General features: G+C 61.0%; 20 protein-coding genes. 4 read left to right on the top strand and 16 right to left on the bottom strand.

The features are described from left to right. Genes rdgB through rph form a run of 3 tightly spaced genes read right to left on the bottom strand, consistent with a single transcriptional unit; the run spans window position 1 to window position 1787 of the window. Window positions 1–645, bottom strand: a complete 645-nt coding sequence (gene rdgB / locus ACQZ5H_RS17345) for an RdgB/HAM1 family non-canonical purine NTP pyrophosphatase (protein ID WP_203429700.1) — start codon at window positions 643–645, stop codon at window positions 1–3. A 9-nt stretch (window positions 646–654) separates the two neighbouring features. Beyond that, window positions 655–1071, bottom strand: coding sequence for a VOC family protein (locus tag ACQZ5H_RS17340; RefSeq protein WP_449098492.1), 417 nt, complete (start codon window positions 1069–1071; stop codon window positions 655–657). Further along, complete coding sequence (gene rph / locus ACQZ5H_RS17335) at window positions 1068–1787, bottom strand: ribonuclease PH (RefSeq protein ID WP_112713765.1); 720 nt, start codon at window positions 1785–1787, stop codon at window positions 1068–1070. The genes ACQZ5H_RS17340 and rph overlap by 4 nt, the downstream gene beginning before the upstream one ends. A gap of 180 nt (window positions 1788–1967) precedes the next feature. Here rph and hrcA point away from each other — a divergent pair, with 180 nt between their 5' ends. Together hrcA and grpE are read left to right on the top strand one after the other, a co-directional pair. Next, a complete protein-coding gene (gene hrcA / locus ACQZ5H_RS17330; RefSeq protein ID WP_112713763.1) occupies window positions 1968–3059 on the top strand; it encodes a heat-inducible transcriptional repressor HrcA in 1092 nt (363 codons plus the stop codon). Window positions 3060–3157: 98 nt separating this feature from the next. Beyond that, entirely contained in the window at window positions 3158–3790 is a 633-nt protein-coding gene (gene grpE, locus ACQZ5H_RS17325) for a nucleotide exchange factor GrpE (RefSeq protein WP_112713761.1), read from the top strand. 51 nt (window positions 3791–3841) lie between these two features. Here grpE and ACQZ5H_RS17320 read toward each other — a convergent pair whose 3' ends face one another. Continuing rightward, window positions 3842–4786, bottom strand: coding sequence for a nucleoside hydrolase (locus tag ACQZ5H_RS17320; protein ID WP_449098491.1), 945 nt, complete (start codon window positions 4784–4786; stop codon window positions 3842–3844). Window positions 4787–5060: 274 nt separating this feature from the next. Between ACQZ5H_RS17320 and ACQZ5H_RS17315 the strand changes: the two genes are divergently transcribed. Further along, on the top strand, window positions 5061–5486 hold the full coding sequence (locus tag ACQZ5H_RS17315; protein ID WP_112713757.1) for an Hsp20 family protein: 426 nt from the start codon (window positions 5061–5063) through the stop codon (window positions 5484–5486). 48 nt (window positions 5487–5534) lie between these two features. Beyond that, window positions 5535–5792: a BQ00720 family protein gene (locus ACQZ5H_RS17310; protein WP_112713755.1), complete on the top strand. Its 258-nt coding sequence runs from the start codon at window positions 5535–5537 to the stop codon at window positions 5790–5792. Window positions 5793–5823: 31 nt separating this feature from the next. Here ACQZ5H_RS17310 and trmB read toward each other — a convergent pair whose 3' ends face one another. The 12 genes from trmB to tsaB all read right to left on the bottom strand — a co-directional run bounded on the left by trmB (window position 5824) and on the right by tsaB (window position 16849). After that, the gene (gene trmB / locus ACQZ5H_RS17305) at window positions 5824–6525 is read right to left on the bottom strand and encodes a tRNA (guanine(46)-N(7))-methyltransferase TrmB (RefSeq protein WP_449098490.1); all 702 of its coding nucleotides are present in this window, start codon (window positions 6523–6525) and stop codon (window positions 5824–5826) included. Further along, window positions 6522–7775 (bottom strand): methionine adenosyltransferase, encoded by a 1254-nt coding sequence (metK, locus tag ACQZ5H_RS17300; protein WP_112713751.1) that lies wholly within the window; start codon window positions 7773–7775, stop codon window positions 6522–6524. Before metK ends, trmB begins: the two co-directional genes overlap by 4 nt. Before the next feature lie 181 nt (window positions 7776–7956). Beyond that, a complete protein-coding gene (locus ACQZ5H_RS17295) occupies window positions 7957–8376 on the bottom strand; it encodes a helix-turn-helix domain-containing protein (protein WP_112713749.1) in 420 nt (139 codons plus the stop codon). A gap of 150 nt (window positions 8377–8526) precedes the next feature. Further along, window positions 8527–10128, bottom strand: a complete 1602-nt coding sequence (gene lnt / locus ACQZ5H_RS17290) for an apolipoprotein N-acyltransferase (RefSeq protein ID WP_449098489.1) — start codon at window positions 10126–10128, stop codon at window positions 8527–8529. Between the two features lie 80 nt (window positions 10129–10208). Continuing rightward, entirely contained in the window at window positions 10209–11348 is a 1140-nt protein-coding gene (locus ACQZ5H_RS17285; RefSeq protein ID WP_199626043.1) for a hemolysin family protein, read from the bottom strand. Beyond that, window positions 11345–11860, bottom strand: a complete 516-nt coding sequence (ybeY, locus tag ACQZ5H_RS17280; protein ID WP_449098488.1) for an rRNA maturation RNase YbeY — start codon at window positions 11858–11860, stop codon at window positions 11345–11347. Before ybeY ends, ACQZ5H_RS17285 begins: the two co-directional genes overlap by 4 nt. Continuing rightward, window positions 11860–12912: a PhoH family protein gene (locus tag ACQZ5H_RS17275; protein WP_112713741.1), complete on the bottom strand. Its 1053-nt coding sequence runs from the start codon at window positions 12910–12912 to the stop codon at window positions 11860–11862. Before ACQZ5H_RS17275 ends, ybeY begins: the two co-directional genes overlap by 1 nt. 23 nt (window positions 12913–12935) lie before the next feature. Continuing rightward, window positions 12936–14351, bottom strand: coding sequence for a tRNA (N6-isopentenyl adenosine(37)-C2)-methylthiotransferase MiaB (gene miaB / locus ACQZ5H_RS17270; RefSeq protein WP_449098487.1), 1416 nt, complete (start codon window positions 14349–14351; stop codon window positions 12936–12938). A gap of 49 nt (window positions 14352–14400) precedes the next feature. Beyond that, a complete protein-coding gene (gene olsA / locus ACQZ5H_RS17265) occupies window positions 14401–15195 on the bottom strand; it encodes a lyso-ornithine lipid O-acyltransferase (protein WP_449098486.1) in 795 nt (264 codons plus the stop codon). A gap of 30 nt (window positions 15196–15225) precedes the next feature. Continuing rightward, the gene (locus tag ACQZ5H_RS17260) at window positions 15226–15654 is read right to left on the bottom strand and encodes a Fur family transcriptional regulator (RefSeq protein ID WP_112713735.1); all 429 of its coding nucleotides are present in this window, start codon (window positions 15652–15654) and stop codon (window positions 15226–15228) included. Between the two features lie 38 nt (window positions 15655–15692). Further along, entirely contained in the window at window positions 15693–16193 is a 501-nt protein-coding gene (locus ACQZ5H_RS17255) for a GNAT family N-acetyltransferase (protein WP_246777525.1), read from the bottom strand. Beyond that, window positions 16190–16849 carry a tRNA (adenosine(37)-N6)-threonylcarbamoyltransferase complex dimerization subunit type 1 TsaB gene (gene tsaB / locus ACQZ5H_RS17250; RefSeq protein WP_112713731.1) on the bottom strand — a complete coding sequence of 220 codons (660 nt, stop codon included), beginning with the start codon at window positions 16847–16849 and terminating at the stop codon, window positions 16190–16192. Before tsaB ends, ACQZ5H_RS17255 begins: the two co-directional genes overlap by 4 nt. Window positions 16850–16930 lie beyond the last annotated feature (81 nt).

The raw sequence follows: 16930 nt of genomic DNA, 5'->3' as shown, positions 1-16930 counted from the left end.
TTACGCTTCCAGGCAGGCTTCGACAAAGACTTTGAAGGCGCGCGCGCGATGCGACAGCGCCTGCTCGTCGCCGGGCTTCCAGCCGTGCTTCTGTTCGGCGCTCATCTCGCCGAAGGTGGTGTCGTAGCCCTGCGGCTGGAATACCGGGTCATAGCCGAAACCCTGCGTGCCGCGCGGCGGCCAGACGACCGTGCCTTCCACTTCGCCGCGGAAGAGCTCCGTATGACCATCGGGCCAGGCCAGGCAGAGAACGCTGACGAACCGGGCCGTGCGCTGCTCGGGCTTGGCGGCTCCAGCCTTTTCAAGGGCCTTCTCCACCTTCTCCATCGCCATCGCAAAGTCGCGCGTGCCATCGGCGGTCTCGGCCCAGTTGGCCGTATAGACGCCGGGATCGCCACCGAGCGCATCGACCACCAGACCGGAATCGTCAGAGAGTGCCGGCATGTTGGCGGCGCTCGCAGAGGCAAGCGCCTTGATCCTGGCGTTTTCTTCGAAGGTCGTGCCGGTTTCATCCGGTTCGATGAAATTGAGCTCGGCGGCCGACTTGGCGGTGAAGCCGAGAGGGCCGATCAGGTCCTGGATTTCGCGGATCTTGCCGGCATTATGGCTGGCGACAACGATCGTCTTGGTATCGAGTTTGCGCATTCTGTTTTCCTATTCGATGCCCCAGATCCGGGCTTCGGCGCATTCCAGGCTGTTGCCGGCAGGGTCGCGGAAGTAGATCGAGCGGCCGCCATTCGGCCAGTGAACTTCGGATTCGATGGCGATGCCGGCGGCCTGCAGCTTGGCAGCCATGGCGTCGATATTCGTAGCCGAGACCCGGAAGCAGGCATGCCCGGCTCCCTCGGTACCATGCGGCGGAACCTGCAGGGAATCGGCGGCCGGTGGCTTTACCGTCTCGTCCGGATTGAAGATCAGCAGCACGCCCGGGCCGCAGCGAAAGAAGACATGCCGGTTCGCCGCACGCGTGATCTTCGCAAGGCCGAGAACACCTTCATAGAAAGCCTCGGCTTTATCGAGATCCTTTGCGTAGAGCGCCGTTTCCAGCATGCCTTCCAGCATGTCGTTCACCCGGCGATCGCCTGCTTCTGCAGGTCCACGAGTTCGGCGATACCGTTCTTGGCAAGGCCCATCAGCGATGCGAATTCGGCTTCGGAGAAGGGCGTGCCTTCAGCCGTGCCCTGGATCTCGACGATGCCGCCGGCGCCAGTCATGACGAAGTTGGCGTCGGTCTCGGCCGAGGAATCTTCCAGGTAATCGAGATCTATGACCGGCTGGTTTGCGAAGATACCGCAGGAGATCGCGGCGACATGGTCCTTGAGGACGCGGTCGACCTTGATCATGTTGCGGCTTTCCATCCACTTCAGGCAGTCATAAAGCGCGATCCAGCCGCCGGTGATCGAGGCCGTGCGCGTGCCGCCATCCGCCTGGATGACATCGCAGTCGATGGTGATCTGGCGCTCGCCAAGTGCGGTCAGATCGACGACGGCTCGCAGCGAGCGGCCGATCAGGCGCTGGATTTCCTGCGTGCGTCCGCCCTGCTTGCCGGCAGCCGCCTCACGCTTCATGCGCTCGCCGGTGGCGCGCGGCAGCATGCCGTATTCGGCGGTGACCCAGCCCTTGCCGGTGTTGCGCAGCCACGGCGGCGTCTTCTCTTCCAGGCTCGCGGTGCAGAGCACATGCGTGTCGCCAAACTTCACCAGACAGGAGCCCTCGGCGTGCTTGGAAAAGTTGCGCTCGAAGCTGACCTTGCGCATCTGGTCGGTTTTTCTGCCTGACGGCCGCATTCTCTGTCTCCTGCTGCATGAGGCCTCGTGGCCGCGGCGGCGGCAGGGCGTAGTCATGCGTGTTTCTGATGCTGCCCCGCTTCTACGATTGGCTGCGGCCATTTGCAAATTCCCTTTTGCCACGCCCGCGAGATTGACTATATTTTCCGGAGTTTCATCAGCGTGGGTGTTTTAGGATTCATGGCCTTCAGGTCGTCGCCGGTTTCGGATGCCATTGCTGCGCTGGATGAGCGTTCCAAGGAAATCTTCCGCAGGATCGTCGAGGGCTATCTCGAGAATGGCGAGCCGCTCGGCTCGCGCAACCTGTCGCGCATCCTGCCGATGTCGCTTTCCCCGGCTTCCGTCCGCAATGTCATGAGCGATCTCGAAGAGCTCGGCCTCATCTATTCGCCGCATGTCAGCGCCGGGCGCCTGCCGACCCAGGTGGGCCTGCGGTTTTTCGTCGACGCCTTCATGCAGGTCGGTGATCTCTCTGCCGAGGACCGCGCCAGCATCGATCGCCAGGTGCGCGCCGAAAGCCGCGACAACCCGGTGGAATCGATGATGAACGAGGCGAGCCGGATGCTGTCTGGCATTTCGCGCGGCGCAGGGCTTGTCATCACCGCCAAGAGCGATCCCATCCTCAAGCATGTCGAGTTCATCCGCCTCGAGCCGACCAAGGCTCTGGCGGTGCTGGTCGGCGAGCATGATCAGGTCGAAAACCGCATCATCGAGCTACCGGCTGGCGTGACCTCCTCGCAGCTGACGGAAGCTGCGAACTTCCTGAATGCCCATATGACTGGCCAGACTTTGCCGGAATTGCGCAAGCAACTCGACAAGCTGAAGATCGATGTTCGCCATGAACTCGATGCTCTCTCGCAGGACCTCGTCGAGCGCGGCATCGCCGTCTGGTCCGGCAGCCCTGACGAGGGCAAGCCGGCGCAGCTCATCATCCGCGGCCGGGCAAACCTGCTGGAAGGGCTCGCCGGTGCCGACGATCTCGATCGCTTGCGGATGCTTTTCGACGATCTCGAAAAGAAAGACAGCCTGATCGAGCTCCTGAACCTAGCCGAGAGCGGACCGGGCGTGCGCATCTTCATCGGCTCGGAAAACAAGCTCTTCTCGCTTTCCGGCTCCTCGCTGATCGTCGCTCCCTACCGCGATGATGACGACCGGATCGTTGGCGCGGTCGGTGTCATTGGCCCGACGCGGCTCAACTATTCGCGCATCGTGCCGATGGTCGATTACACCGCGCAGCTGATTTCCCGCCTTTCGCGCGGCGGCGCCCTCTGAAAAGCCCGATTTTCCGCTTCTTTGTCACGCAGACTTGATTTTTTGCGGTCAAAGCTCGATATCGGGCGCATCCCGAAACCCTTTACCCGGAGACCGTCATGACTGACGAAACGACGAAAAACGGACCTGAGGCTGCCGCGGCCGACGCTGCTGCGGACGCAGCCGCAAACGTCGAGAATGAAGCGGCCGCTGAGGCATCGTCCCAGCCGGATCCGATGGAACTCGTGAAGGCCGAAAATGCCGAGCTGCGCGACCGCTACCTGCGTCTCGCCGCGGAGATGGACAACCTGCGCCGCCGCACCGAGCGTGATGTGAAGGATGCCAAGTCCTACTCGGTCGCCTCCTTCGCGCGCGACATGCTGGCTGTATCCGACAACCTGCGCCGCGCGCTGGACTCGATCCCGGCCGAAGCAAAGGCTGCGGGCGAAGCCGGCCTGACGACGCTGATCGAAGGCGTCGAGATGACCGAGCGCTCCATGCTCTCGACGCTCGAGCGCCATGGCGTTCGCCAGCTCGATCCCGTCGGCCAGAAGTTCGACCCGAATTTCCATCAGGCGATGTTCGAAATTCCGAACACGGAAGTCCCGAACAACACCGTCGTCCAGGTGGTGCAGGCAGGCTTCACGATCGGCGAGCGCGTTCTGCGCCCGGCCATGGTCGGTGTCGCCAAGGGCGGTCCGAAGCCCGAAGCGGAAGCTGCCAATTCCTATCTGGATCAGAAGGACGCATAATGAAAAAGGGCCGCTGAGAAGCGGCCCTTTTCTTTTCCGGTCTGCCGTCGCTCAGATGCGGGCAAAGCGCTCGATCAGAAGATCGAAGAAACCGTCGGCATCGACGAAGCGCATCACCTGGGCATTGCGCTTGCGGTCGGTCACATGCCACCAGTCTACGACGGTCATGCCGACCGTCAGCTCCGACTTCACCTCGATCTCGACATTGCACTCGCGGCCCTTGAATAGCTCCGGCTTCAGGAGATAGGCGACAACCGTCGGGTCATGCAGCGGGCCGCCGTCGGAACCGTATTTCTCGATATCAAAGCGCTCGAAGAATTCCAGCATCTCCACCATTGCCTGGGCGGGCGCCGTGCCGAGGTCGGCCATGCGCTTGACGCGGTCCTTGCGGGTCAGCAGTTGATGGGTCACGTCGAGCGGCATCATCACGATCGGCACACCCGAACGGAAGACGATGTCGGCCGCTTCAGGGTCGACATAGATGTTGAATTCGGCAGCCGGCGTGATGTTGCCGCCTTCGAAGAAGCCACCGCCCATCATCACCAGTTCGCGGACGCGTGCGACGATATCTGGCGCCTTCTGGAAGGCGAGGCCGATGTTGGTCAGCGGCCCGAGCGTGCAGAGCGTCACGCTGCCTTCAGGCTCGCAGCGCAGCGTCTCGATGATGAAGTCGACGGAATGCTGCGGCTGCAGCGGCATGGTCGGCTCGGCCAGCGTCGGGCCGTCGAGGCCGGTCTTGCCATGCACGTGCTCGGCGGTGACCAGCTTGCGGGCGATCGGCTTGTCGGCGCCGGCGAAGACCTTGATGTCGGTGCGCCTGCAGAGCTCGCAGATGATGCGCGCGTTGCGGCTGGTATAGGACAGCGGCACGTTGCCGGCGACCGTGGTGATACCGAGCACTTCCAGCTCTTCCGGGCTGCCGAAGGCGAGCATGATCGCTGCGGCATCGTCCTGGCCGGGATCGGTATCGATGATGATCTTTCTGGGGTTTGCCATGTACGTCGGTCCCTCCTCAGGTGCACGTCGTTTTGGCAGGCACCATTTGTTTATGATTGCGTCGCAAATCGGCGCAGCCCTTGCGGGTGACGATTTGATGCGAGCCTGCATGCGCTTTGTCAAGCAAGGACAAAGCCGGCGTTTACCCTAAAATTTCCGGGTCCTTGCCCGGCGGCCGCAAAACCTTGCGCGACCGCGCGCCAATTCCCATATTAGCAAGACCCGGATGCTAGCTTAGGTCCGGAAAGGTCGCTTGCATCAAGGACTTGAAAACATGAGCCGTATCACTCCCTTCGCCAGCCCGCTGCTCCTGGGCTTCGATGCCATGGAAAAGACGCTTGAGCGGATTTCCAAGGCGAGCGACGGTTATCCTCCCTACAATATCGAGCGTATTGCCGCCGATCACGGTCAGCCCGAGCGCCTGCGGATTACCCTTGCCGTCGCCGGTTTCGGCGAGGATGAGCTCGATGTCACGACGGAGGAAAACCAGCTTCTCATCCGCGGCCGGCAGGTCGAGCAGGGCGAGCGCGAATATCTCTATCGCGGCATCGCCGCGCGTCAGTTCCAGCGCACTTTCGTGCTTGCCGATGGCATGCAGGTTCTCGGCGCCGGCCTCAAGAACGGTCTTCTCTCCGTCGATCTAATTCGCCCGGAGCCCGCACGCATGGTCAAGAAAATTAACATTTCGGTCTCACAGTAGGACAACGGTTCGATTGCGCCGTTGGTCCCTTCTCTTGGAGGTACAGGAATGTTGATGAAAGAAGCGAATTCTCACCTGACCAAGTCCGAACTTGCCGGCATCGGCAACGGCGAGGTCGCCTATATCCGCAAAATGCGTACTGAAGAAGTATCGAAGTGCTTCCCCGAAGCGCCCGATATCGACCCTGGCGTCGACCTCTGGGCCCTTTTCGGCGCTGACGGCACGCCGATCCTGCTCACGGACAACCGCTCCAGCACCTTTTTCAAGGCGGCTGAAGACGAGCTCAAGACGGTAAGCCTGCACTAAACGTGCGGGCTTATGTCACTTGCCTGCTGGCTTAGATCTTCTTGAAAGTCAGATAGGCGGACGAACGGCCTTCGCGCCGTGCCTTGGCCTCGTAGCGTGTGCTCGGCCAGCCCTCGTAGGGCGTCAGCCAATCCGCAGCATTGCTCGCCAGCCAGTCGAAGCCGCCGTGGTCGCGGCATTTCAGCAGCGTCCAGTTCACATAGGTATCGATATCTGAAGCGAAGCAGAACAGTCCGCCCGGCTTCAGCACGCGATGGAAACGCTTGAGGTTCGTCTGCGAGACGAAGCGGCGCTTCCAGTGCTTCCGCTTGGGCCAGGGATCGGGATAGAGCAGGTCGATCTGGGCGAGGCAGCCATCGGGCAGCCAGTCGAGCAGCTGCGTCGCATCGTCGTTATAGACGCGGACGTTTCTGGCGCCCTTGTCCTCGACGCTGGCAAGCAGCTTCTGCATGGAATTGATGAAGGGCTCGACGCCGATAAAGCCGGTGGAGGGCAGTTCCTGGGCGCGGTGGATCAAATGCTCGCCGCCACCGAAGCCGATCTCCAGCCGCAACTTTTCGACCGGAACCGGCCAAAGGCCTTTCAGCGGCTCGGGGGGAGCCGCTGAAATATCGATGAGGAATGCCGGGAGCAGAGTACTCAGCTTTTCCGCTTGCTGTCCGCGTAGAGCCTTTCCCTTGCGGCGACCGAAGAAGGCTTCGGTCGCGCGGCCGCGGCGTTCCATATCCGTCATGCTGCGGCCTTGAGCTTGATGGCTTCCTTGAGGCCCTTCACGAGGTCGGTGCGCTCCCAGGAGAACGAGCCGTCACGCCCGGCCTTGCGGCCGAAGTGACCGTAAGCCGAGGTCTTTGCGTAGATCGGCTTGTTGAGGTCGAGGTGGCGGCGGATGCCCGTCGGCGACAGGTCCATGTTCTTGCGGATCGCGGCTTCGACCTGGTCTTCGGTCACGCCCTTGCCGGTCTGGTGCAGGTCGACATAGATCGACAGCGGCTGTGCGACGCCGATGGCGTAGGACAGCTGGATCGTGCAGCGGTCGGCGAGACCGGCGGCAACGACGTTCTTGGCGAGGTAGCGGGCAGCATAAGCAGCCGAACGGTCGACCTTGGTCGTGTCCTTGCCGGAGAATGCGCCGCCGCCATGCGGAGCCGCACCGCCGTAGGTGTCGACGATGATTTTGCGGCCGGTCAGGCCAGCGTCACCATCCGGACCGCCGATGACGAACTTGCCGGTCGGGTTGATGTACCACTTGCAATCGCTGGCGATCGGCAGGTCGCCGAGAGCTTCGCGGATATAGGGCTCGACGACGGCGCGAACCTTCTTCGAATCCCACTTCTCGTCGAGATGCTGGGTCGAAAGAACGATCGAGGTAACTTCTGCCGGCTTGCCGTCGACGTAGCGAACGGTCACCTGGCTCTTGGCATCAGGGCCGAGCTTGGCAACGTCGCCGTCGCCCTTCTTGCGGGCGGTGGCGAGCAGCTGCAGGATCTTGTGCGAGTAGTAGATCGGCGCCGGCATGAGGTCCGGCGTTTCCTTGCAGGCGTAGCCGAACATGATGCCCTGGTCGCCGGCACCTTCGTCACCCTGCTGGTCGGCAGCGTTGTCGACGCCTTGGGCGATGTCTGCGGACTGCGAGTGCAGGAGAACGTCGATCTTCGCCTTCTTCCAGTGGAAGCCGTCCTGCTCGTAGCCGATATCCTTGATGGCGCGGCGTGCGGCGGCCTTGAACTTCGACGGGTTGATGACGTCCTTGCCGTCCTTGTCCTTCTTCATCAGGCTCGGCGGCAGGCGTACTTCACCAGCGATCACGACGCGGTTCGTGGTGGCCAGCGTTTCGCAGGCAATGCGCACGCCCCAGGGGTTTACGCCGGTCTTTGCCGCTTCGCGGTAGACCAGATCCACGATCTCGTCCGAGATACGGTCACACACCTTGTCCGGGTGACCTTCGGCAACAGACTCACTGGTGAAGAGGTAATTAGCGCGCATTCCGGGATTCCCCTCAAAGAATAAAGTTCGACGAATTGGTACTCAGTTCACGCTCGAAAAACAAGCGCAGAAGGACATAAATATATCTTTATATCTACGGCTAAATGACAAATTTTGCCTTAAAAACGCGAAAAAGGCGGCCTTTCGACCGCCTTCTGTCATTGGACGCTGTCGGGAGCGCTTAGTCGGAGTCGGCTTCGGCGGCCAGCGCCTTGACGAGCTCGACGACCTTGCGGCGTACCTTCGGGTCGGAAATCTTCACGAAGGCGCGGTTCAGCTGCAGGCCTTCGGAGGAGGAGAGGAAGTCGACGACGTAGTTGGAGCTGGAGGCTTCAGCCATGCCGCTCATTGCGCCGGCGTGCTCGCCGGGTGCATCTTCGAAGAAGAAGGAAACCGGGACGTTCAGGATGCTCGAGATGTTCTGCAGACGGCTGGCGCCGACGCGGTTCGTGCCCTTCTCGTACTTCTGAATCTGCTGGAATGTAATGCCAAGGCTTTCGCCAAGTTTTTCCTGGCTCATGCCAAGCATAGTGCGGCGAAGACGAATGCGACTGCCAACATGGATGTCGATCGGGTTCGGCTTCTTCTTGTTCTCAATCATGGTCGTGCCCTAACAAAAGATATTTCAACGAGTGAAACCGGCATTCCCTGAACCCATCCGTAACGCCACGTTGCATGAGGCGTTAACCCACCCTCAAGCATACGTTAACAACGCCGATCTGAACTACTATGCAATTTTAGGGGTTTTCGGTCAATTCTGCTTGAAAATAAAACCCATGCGAGAAATCAGCGCAATCATAAACAGCAACGTTTCAGTCAACCAAAAGTAGGTTTGACGTGGATAGACTGGTGTTGAATCGGCCTCAAAGCCCTCAAGAGTTGCATCTATGAAACCGCTCTCATTGAGGCTGAGTCCACTAATAATCTCTCCGCGTGAATTCACCAGCGCTGAAATGCCGCTGTTGGCGTCGCGAATCAGCGGTAATCCTGTCTCAACTGCGCGGATTCTTGCCTGCTGAAAGTGCTGATAAGGTCCAGGCGTAGATCCAAACCAAGCATCGTTAGTAATGTTGAGAATAGCGTTGGCCTGATTGATGCCGGCCATCTCTCCGGGGAAAATGATCTCGTAGCAGATCAGCGGGTAGAGCGAGAGGCCGCTCGGGAGATTGAGCATCTCGCGGCTCGCGGCGGCGGTGAAGCCGCCCGGCATTTCGACGACGTTCTGGATGCCGAAATCATCAAGGAAATTCTCGAACGGCACATATTCGCCGAAGGGGACGAGATGTACCTTGTCGGATGCTGCAATGATCTGCCCGCGGCCATCGATGACGTAGATCGAGTTGTAATAGCGCGGTGCGTTACCGGGGCCGGTTTCCTCGACGCGAACGGCGCCGGCGATCAGGATCTGGTTGTCGTCGAGCGTATCGGCAATCCGCGTCAGAGCATCCTGATTATCCGTTAGAATGAAGGGGATAGAGGTTTCAGGCCAAACGATGATATCGGGCTTCTTGCCGCCATCCTTCGGCGCTTCAGCCGAGAGCTTGAGATGTTTCTCGAAGATCGCCGAGCGGTCGGCGTCACTGTCGAGCTTGGCGGCCTGGTCGATCATCGGCTGGACCAGGCGCACGACCGGCTGCTTGTCGGCAGGCGCAGCCTCAGGCTTCGGCAGGTAATAGAGAACGTAGGCGCCATAGCCGACATGCGCCGCAAAGAGCAGGGTGGCGAGCGTCACGCCGATCTTCGCGCCCTGACGCGTGCCGAGAAGGGCAGGGGCAGCGAAGACAAAGACGGAGAGGGCGGTAATCCCCATGACACCGAGGATGTGCACGGACTGCATCATCAGCGGAACGGGCATCATCCCGTAGCCGATGGCATTCCAGGGAAAGCCGGTAAAGACCACGCTTCGCAGCCACTCGAACAGGCCGAAGCTTGCCGCCAGTGCGGCAATCCGCCCCAGTCCCTCCGACCAGAAGATCCGCGCGGTCGCCGCCGCCAGCCCGTAGAAAATTGCCAGCACCGCTGGCAGGCCGAGAATGGCAAGCGGCAGAGCCCAGGCAAAGGCGTCGGAATCGATCAGCAGTGCATGCCCCAGCCACCAGAGGCCGGCAACGAAATAGCCAAAGCCGAAAAGCCAGCCGGTGAGGAACGCAGGCCAGAGACGGCCGATGAAGCTTGCCTCGGGTGACGCAGCCGCCCCGTCGATCAGCCAGACGAGCAGCGTGAAGGAAATGAACATCGCGGCAAAGAAGCCGATCGGGGGAAGCGCTATAACGCCGATGGCGCCGGCCAGGATCGCCAGCAGTGCCCTTTTGAAACCCCAGACCAGGATAACCCTGTCCGCAAGCCGCTCCATGCGCAGTCCCCATCAAGCCGCGAATCAACCCGGCTCGCAGTCTTTCAAAAAAGCAGCTGTTTGTCGTGCTTTACGGGCACTCAGTTTGCCGCAGAAGATTCTGCGGGCCTGTCGTCGCCCTGCTCCGAGCCACCAACGCCGTCACCATCCGCCTTGACGCGGCGGCGGATTGCCTGACGCTTGCGGGTGATGCGCACGCGCTTGATGCGCCGCGGATCGGCATCGAGGATGTGAAACTCGAAATCCGGCAGTGCCTGAACGACTTCGCCACGCACCGGGATACGTCCGAGCGCCGAGAAGATCAGGCCGCCCAGCGTATCGACCTCGTCCACCTGTTCGGCAATGTCGAAATCCGGGCCGATCGCCGCAGCGATCTCTTCCAGCTCGACGCGCGCGTCGGCAACGAACATGTCTTCGGAGACGCGCTTGAACATTACTTCGTCGTCGTCATGCTCGTCGTCGATGTCGCCGACGACCATTTCAACGATGTCCTCATGCGAGGCGAGACCATCGGTGCCGCCATACTCGTCGATGACAAGCGCCATCTGCGTGCGGTTGACCTGCATGCGGCGCAGCAGGTCCGATGCCAGCATCGACGGGGGCACGAACAGGATCTTGCGGATGATGCCGGCCTCTGAGAGCGTCTTCTGCAGGTCGACGCGCGCCAGATCGAAATTCGGCTTTGCGGCGCGGCTCGGCTTCTGGATATTTTCGGGCGCGATCTCGACCAGCGGCTCGGCAGCCTTGGTCTTGGCGCCGGCGCGGCGCTTGTTGCGCGCCTGCTTGGCGACATAGGAGAGAAGGTCGCGGATATGGACCATGCCGCGCGGATCGTCGAGCGTATCGGCGTAAACGGGCATGCGCGAACGGCCGGACTCTTCGAAGAGGATCATCAGCTCGCCGATCGTGATCGTCTGGTCGACGGCCTCGATATCGGCGCGTGGCACCATGACGTCGGCGACACGGACTTCGCGGAAGCGCAGGATGTTGTGAAGCATCGCCCGCTCGTCGGGCGAAAAGGCGTCATCGCCGGTATCGCTGGTCATCAGCGCGTCGGCAATGTCTTCGCGCAGGCGTGAGCCTTGCTGTGGCCGGAGGATGCGGGCTGCGCGTGCCCAGAAAGATCGTCCGGAGTGTCTACTACTTCCGCCTTCGTCTGAGGAGGAAGATTGGTCGGCATCCTTTGTGTCTGCCGCGGGTTTTGCTGTAAAGTCGCTCATGGTTCCAATTTAAGGTCTTGACCCTCGTATGGGTCAGATAGGCCGAGATCTGCCAAAATGCGAGTCTCCAACCCCTCCATAATTTCGGCTTCTGCATTATTCATATGGTCGTAGCCGAACAGATGCAAGAAACCATGTACCATCAGATGCGTCAGATGGTCGTCGAAGGGCTTTTCGAGCTCGGCAGCTTCGCGCTCGACGGTTTCCCTGGCGATGATGATATCCCCGAGCATCGGCCCCGGCATCTTGCCGGGCGTGATCGGAAAGGCCGGGAAGGACAACACGTTCGTCGCCTTGTCCTTCTGGCGCCATTCGGCATTGATCGCCCGGATGGATTCGTCGTCGGTGAAGACCAGAGACAGCTCCGTCGCCATCTTCGGAAACTTCTGCTTGGCGTGCGTCTTCAGGTGACCCGCAGCCGCCTCTAGCACGCGTTCGGCCAGAGGCTGCAGCTCATCCTCGGAAGGCCAGCCGCCTTCCTCCACACTGATCTGAATATCGAGCAGGGTCATCAGTCCTGATTGACCGCGTCTTCTTCGCGCGCCGTATAGGTCGCGTCATAGGCGCGGACGATGCGGCCGACCAGCGGATGGCGCACGACGTCTGCATCCTTGAAGCGGACGGTCGAGATGCCCTCGACTTCATTCAGGAGGCGCAGAGCCTCGACAAGGCCCGACTTGACGCCGCGCGGCAGGTCGATCTGGCTCGGGTCGCCGGTAATCATCATCCGCGAGTTCTCGCCGAGGCGCGTCAGAAACATCTTCATCTGCATCGACGTCGTGTTCTGCGCTTCGTCGAGGATGATCGCGGCGTTGGAGAGCGTGCGTCCGCGCATGAAGGCGAGCGGGGCGATTTCGATGACGCCGGCAGTGATCGCCCGCTCCACCTTGTCACCCGGGATCATGTCATAGAGCGCGTCATAGAGCGGACGCAGATAGGGATCGACCTTTTCCTTCATGTCGCCAGGCAGGAAGCCGAGGCGCTCGCCGGCTTCGACGGCCGGGCGGGTCAGGATGATCTTCTCGACGGCGCCGCGCTCCAGAAGCTGGGCGGCCTGGGCGACAGCGAGGTAGGTCTTGCCGGTACCAGCCGGGCCGACGCCGAAGACGAGCTCGTTGCGCTCGAGCGCACGCATATAAGCGTCCTGCGTCGGCGTCCGGGCGATGATCGTCTTCTTGCGCGTCGAAATCTGCGCCATGGTCAGCTTGGCTTTCTTTTCCATCGTCGGCAGGCTCAGCTGGTCGTCGGCGGCAACAGCCATGCGGATCGCACCTTCGACGTCAGATCGTTCCACGCTGCCACCTTTCTGAAGCTTTTCATAGAGATAATCGAGCGTGCGCCGCGCCTGGTTGGTGGCGATCACGTCTCCGGTGATGACGACGGAATTGCCTCTGGCGCGGGCGTCGATATGAAGCCGCTCTTCAAGCAGCTTCAGGTTCTGATCGAACTGACCAAAAAGTTCGCTGGCGAACCGGTTGTTCTCGAACGTCAGGACAAAGTGATTGGCGTCGCTCGCAATGCGTGGGTGGCGCGGTGAAGAAGAAACCAATTCTTGTCCGTTCAAGCGGTCGAGCTCCTTGTTGAACCTCAGCCCTCTGCAAATTCGGCAAACAGGCTGTTCGTTCCAGTTCCGGTGATTCGCACTTTAATAATGTCACCGATTTGCGATGCTTTTGCATCAACATTCACAGACTGAAGCCAGGGAGAACGCCCAATAAGCTGTCCTTCCATGCGACCGGGCTTTTCGAGCAACAGATCAATCGTTTTACCGACGCAGGATTCGGCAAATTCCTGCTGCTGCTTCAAGAGAAGCGCCTGCAGGCGTTCGAGCCTTTCTGCCTTGATCTCTTCGGGCACCTGGTCCTTCAAGTCAGCGCCGGGCGTACCCGGACGTGTCGAATATTTGAACGAGAAAGCCTGCGCATAGCGCACTTCCTCGACGAGCTTGAGTGTATCCTCAAAATCGGCCTCTGTCTCCCCCGGGAAGCCGACGATGAAGTCACCCGAAAGAGCTATATCGGGCCGCGCGGCACGGATACGCTCGATCAGCGCCAGATACTCGGCAGCCGTATGGCGGCGGTTCATGGCTTTAAGAATGCGGTCCGATCCGGCCTGAACCGGCAGATGCAGATAAGGCATCAGCGGCCGGATATCGCGATGCGCTTCGATCAGCCGGTCGTCCATGTCGCGCGGATGGCTGGTCGTGTAGCGCAGGCGCGCCAGGCCGGGGATGTCGGCGAGGCGGTAAAGAAGGTCGCCGAGGCTCCATTCTTCGCCGTTTGGGCCGACGCCATGCCAGGCATTGACGTTCTGGCCAAGCAGCGTGATCTCGCGTACGCCGCCTTCGACGAGCTGCTGCGCCTCCTCGACGATCTGCGCGACAGAACGCGAGACTTCCGAGCCGCGGGTATAGGGCACCACGCAGAAGGTGCAGAACTTGTCGCAGCCTTCCTGCACGGTGAGGAACGAGGTGACGCCGCGCGAGCGGATCTTCTTCGTTTCGGCGATCGGCAGATGCTCGAACTTGTCCTCGAGCGCATATTCCGTATCGACGATCCGCTGGCCTTCCTTGGCCTTGCGCAGCGCTTCCGGCAGACGGTGATAGGTCTGCGGACCAATGACGACATCGACGGCCGGCGCGCGGCGCAGAATCTCTTCACCTTCGGCCTGGGCGACGCAACCGGCAACGCCGATCATCATCTCCTTGCCGGCGGCAGCCTTCTTCTTTTTCATTTCCCGCAGGCGGCCGAGGGCGGAATAGACCTTCTCCGCTGCCTTCTCACGGATATGACAGGTATTGAGCAGGACGAGGTCGGCCTCTTCCATATCCTCTGTCGGTTCATAGCCGTCGCGGGCGAGAGCGTCGCTCATGCGCGTCGAGTCATAAACGTTCATCTGGCAGCCATAGGTCTTGATGAAGACCTTGCGGCTGTTGCTGCCATCGCGGAGGCTCTCGCTCGGGAGCTGCTCCGGGGCCTGAAGAAGGGCGCTGTCTTGGGTCATGGCGGGCTATTTAGTGGTTTTTTGCCCGCTAGAAAATCGAAATCTTGTCTCAGGCGATGTCGCGGCCGCGCAGGCTGCTGTTCAGCATCGCGCGGATGCGCTGCGCGATCGTCGCACTGACATCCTTGCGCTTCGAATCCGCACGGTAATCGACCGGCTCGCCGAAGCTCACTTCGGCATCGAGCGCGCCCATCCTGAGAACATCGAGGAGATGCGGCATCAGTTCGACATCACCCGGCCAGCCAGCCAGCGGGCGGTGATAGCGGCCCATCGCGATGCCATGAACACCAGTATAGGCGATGGCAACAGGCTGGACGAAAACCGAGCCGTTCGGGGAGTGCGGCACTGCCATGGCGGCGGCGCCGAAGAGCGAGGATTTCACTTCGAGCAGGCGGTTGCCGTCGGAGGTCGTGCCTTCAGGAAAGAGCACGATGATCTCGCCATCGGCCATGCGCCCGGCGATCTCGCTCGCCTGGTTGCCGGTGTTGCGCTTTTCCTCGCGGACGATGAAGACGCTCTTCTGCAGCTTGGCGAGATGGCCGAACACCGGCCAGCCGCTGACTTCGATCTTTGCGATGAAGGAGACGTCGGCCACCGACGACATCACCATGATGTCCATCCAGGAGGCGTGGTTGACGCAGAGCATCAGCGGGCGGCGGGTTTCAAGGTTACCCTTGACCCTGACCCGGATCCCCAGAGCGTGGCAGGCGAATTTGTGCCATACGCGCGGCAGCGTGCGGCGGAGCTTCCAGTCGAATTTGAGCGCCAGCAGCTGGAAAGGCATCAGCAGGATGCTCGCCAGCGCAATGACGACGGCGGCATAGATCATGCGCACCCACACCATCAGCGGAGGCCTTCTGCTGCGGTCATCGGATTAGCGTTCGTCTTTCTTCAGCGGGATGCCATAGAGCTCCAGCCGGTGATCGACCAGTTTGAAGCCATGCTCGCGGGCGATCCGTTCCTGCAGCGCCTCGATCTCCGGCGAGCGGAACTCGATGACGACGCCGTTCTTCAGGTCGATCAGGTGATCGTGATGCTCTTCCGGCACCGTCTCATAGCGCGAGCGGCCGTCGCGGAAGTCGTGACGCGCAATGATGCCGGCGTCCTCGAACAGCTTGACGGTGCGGTAGACCGTCGAGATCGAGATCTTGGCATCGACTTTCACGGAGCGGCGATAGAGCTCCTCGACATCAGGATGATCCGCAGATTCTTCGAGAATGCGGGCAATGACGCGGCGCTGCTCGGTCATCCGCATGCCGCGTTCGGCGCATAGCTCCTCAAGGGTCTTGGCTACGTCGGTCATTGGCGGCCTTCACAACAGATTCCAGTTCCGCAAGGGAACTAGCGAAGAACGCGCTTCATGACAAGCGCCGTGGAAACAGCACCCTTGTCGTCCTTGTAATAGCCGCGGCGCTCGCCGACCTTCTCGAAGCCGAGCTTGCGGTAGAGACCGAGCGCCGGTGCGTTGCCCGCATCGACTTCGAGGAACAGGCTTTCGCCGCCGCGCGCATGGGCTTCTCGCATCGCAGCCTGCATCAGCCGCCAGCCGAGACCGGAGCGCGCAGCCTTGGCCTGTACGGCGACCGTCAGGATTTCGGCCTCTCCGGCAACCTGGCGGGCGAGCACGAAACCGGGCAGCGGCTTCTTGAGGAAGGCATTGGTCTGGCGCGCCACAAAGCCGAAGACGTTATCCTGGCTGAGCAGGCTGTGAAATTCGCCATCGCCCCAAGGGCGGGCAAAGCGTTCGCCATGCAGCACGGCAACAGCGTGGCAGTCGTCGCCGTCCATGGGGACAATCTCGAATTCCGGCTTAAGCGTCAGATAGGCTTCCAGCATTGTCATACTCGCGCAATCGCAAACCCCGCCTGTGGCTTGGCGTCAGGTCCACGCAGATAAAGGGGCTTCGGCTTTCCGGAAGATGGGTCGGCGGCAGCGCCGAGGCGCGCCACGAACGAGATGGGGAAGGAATTGGCGTAGTCGCCAGTCAGTTCGGGGCGCAGCAATGGTGCTGCGGAACCGGTGATCTCGCCATCGAAGGTCGAGGCGAAGGCTTGCGCTTCCTCGATGGTGACGGCGCGGGGATCGTCGAGAGGTTCGCCCTCGGCCGAAAAGCTCTGCAGATAGATTTCACCGCGCTTGGCATCCATCGCTGCGAGTACGGCGCGACCGGGCGTTTTCACGCGCTGGGCTGCGGCCATGGTTTCGAGCGTGGTGATGCCAACGGTCGGGATATTCAGGGCGAGGGCAAAGCCGCGCGCTGCGGCAACACCGACGCGGATACCGGTAAACGAGCCTGGACCGATCGTGACGGCAATGCGTTCGACCATCGCGAGCTTCTTTCCCGCCTGCGCCAGCACGCGGTCAACGATGCCCATCAGATGTTCTGCATGCCCCTTTCCAATCATGTCCGATGCCTCCCCCAGCATCGTATCACTACCGCTGTCATAAACAGCGGCAGCGCAATCCACACCTGCCGTGTCGAGCGCCAGAACAATCATGCCATCAATTTCCGAATAAATTCTTCCGCGCGCAGAATAAATTCATCCGGCCGTGCTGCAATAGCCCGGCCGGGTGAATTC

The organism is Rhizobium sp. 21-4511-3d (assembly GCF_053522545.1).
The sequence above is the reverse complement of the archived record's forward strand: the minus strand, read 5'-3'. Positions and strand labels throughout refer to the sequence as shown.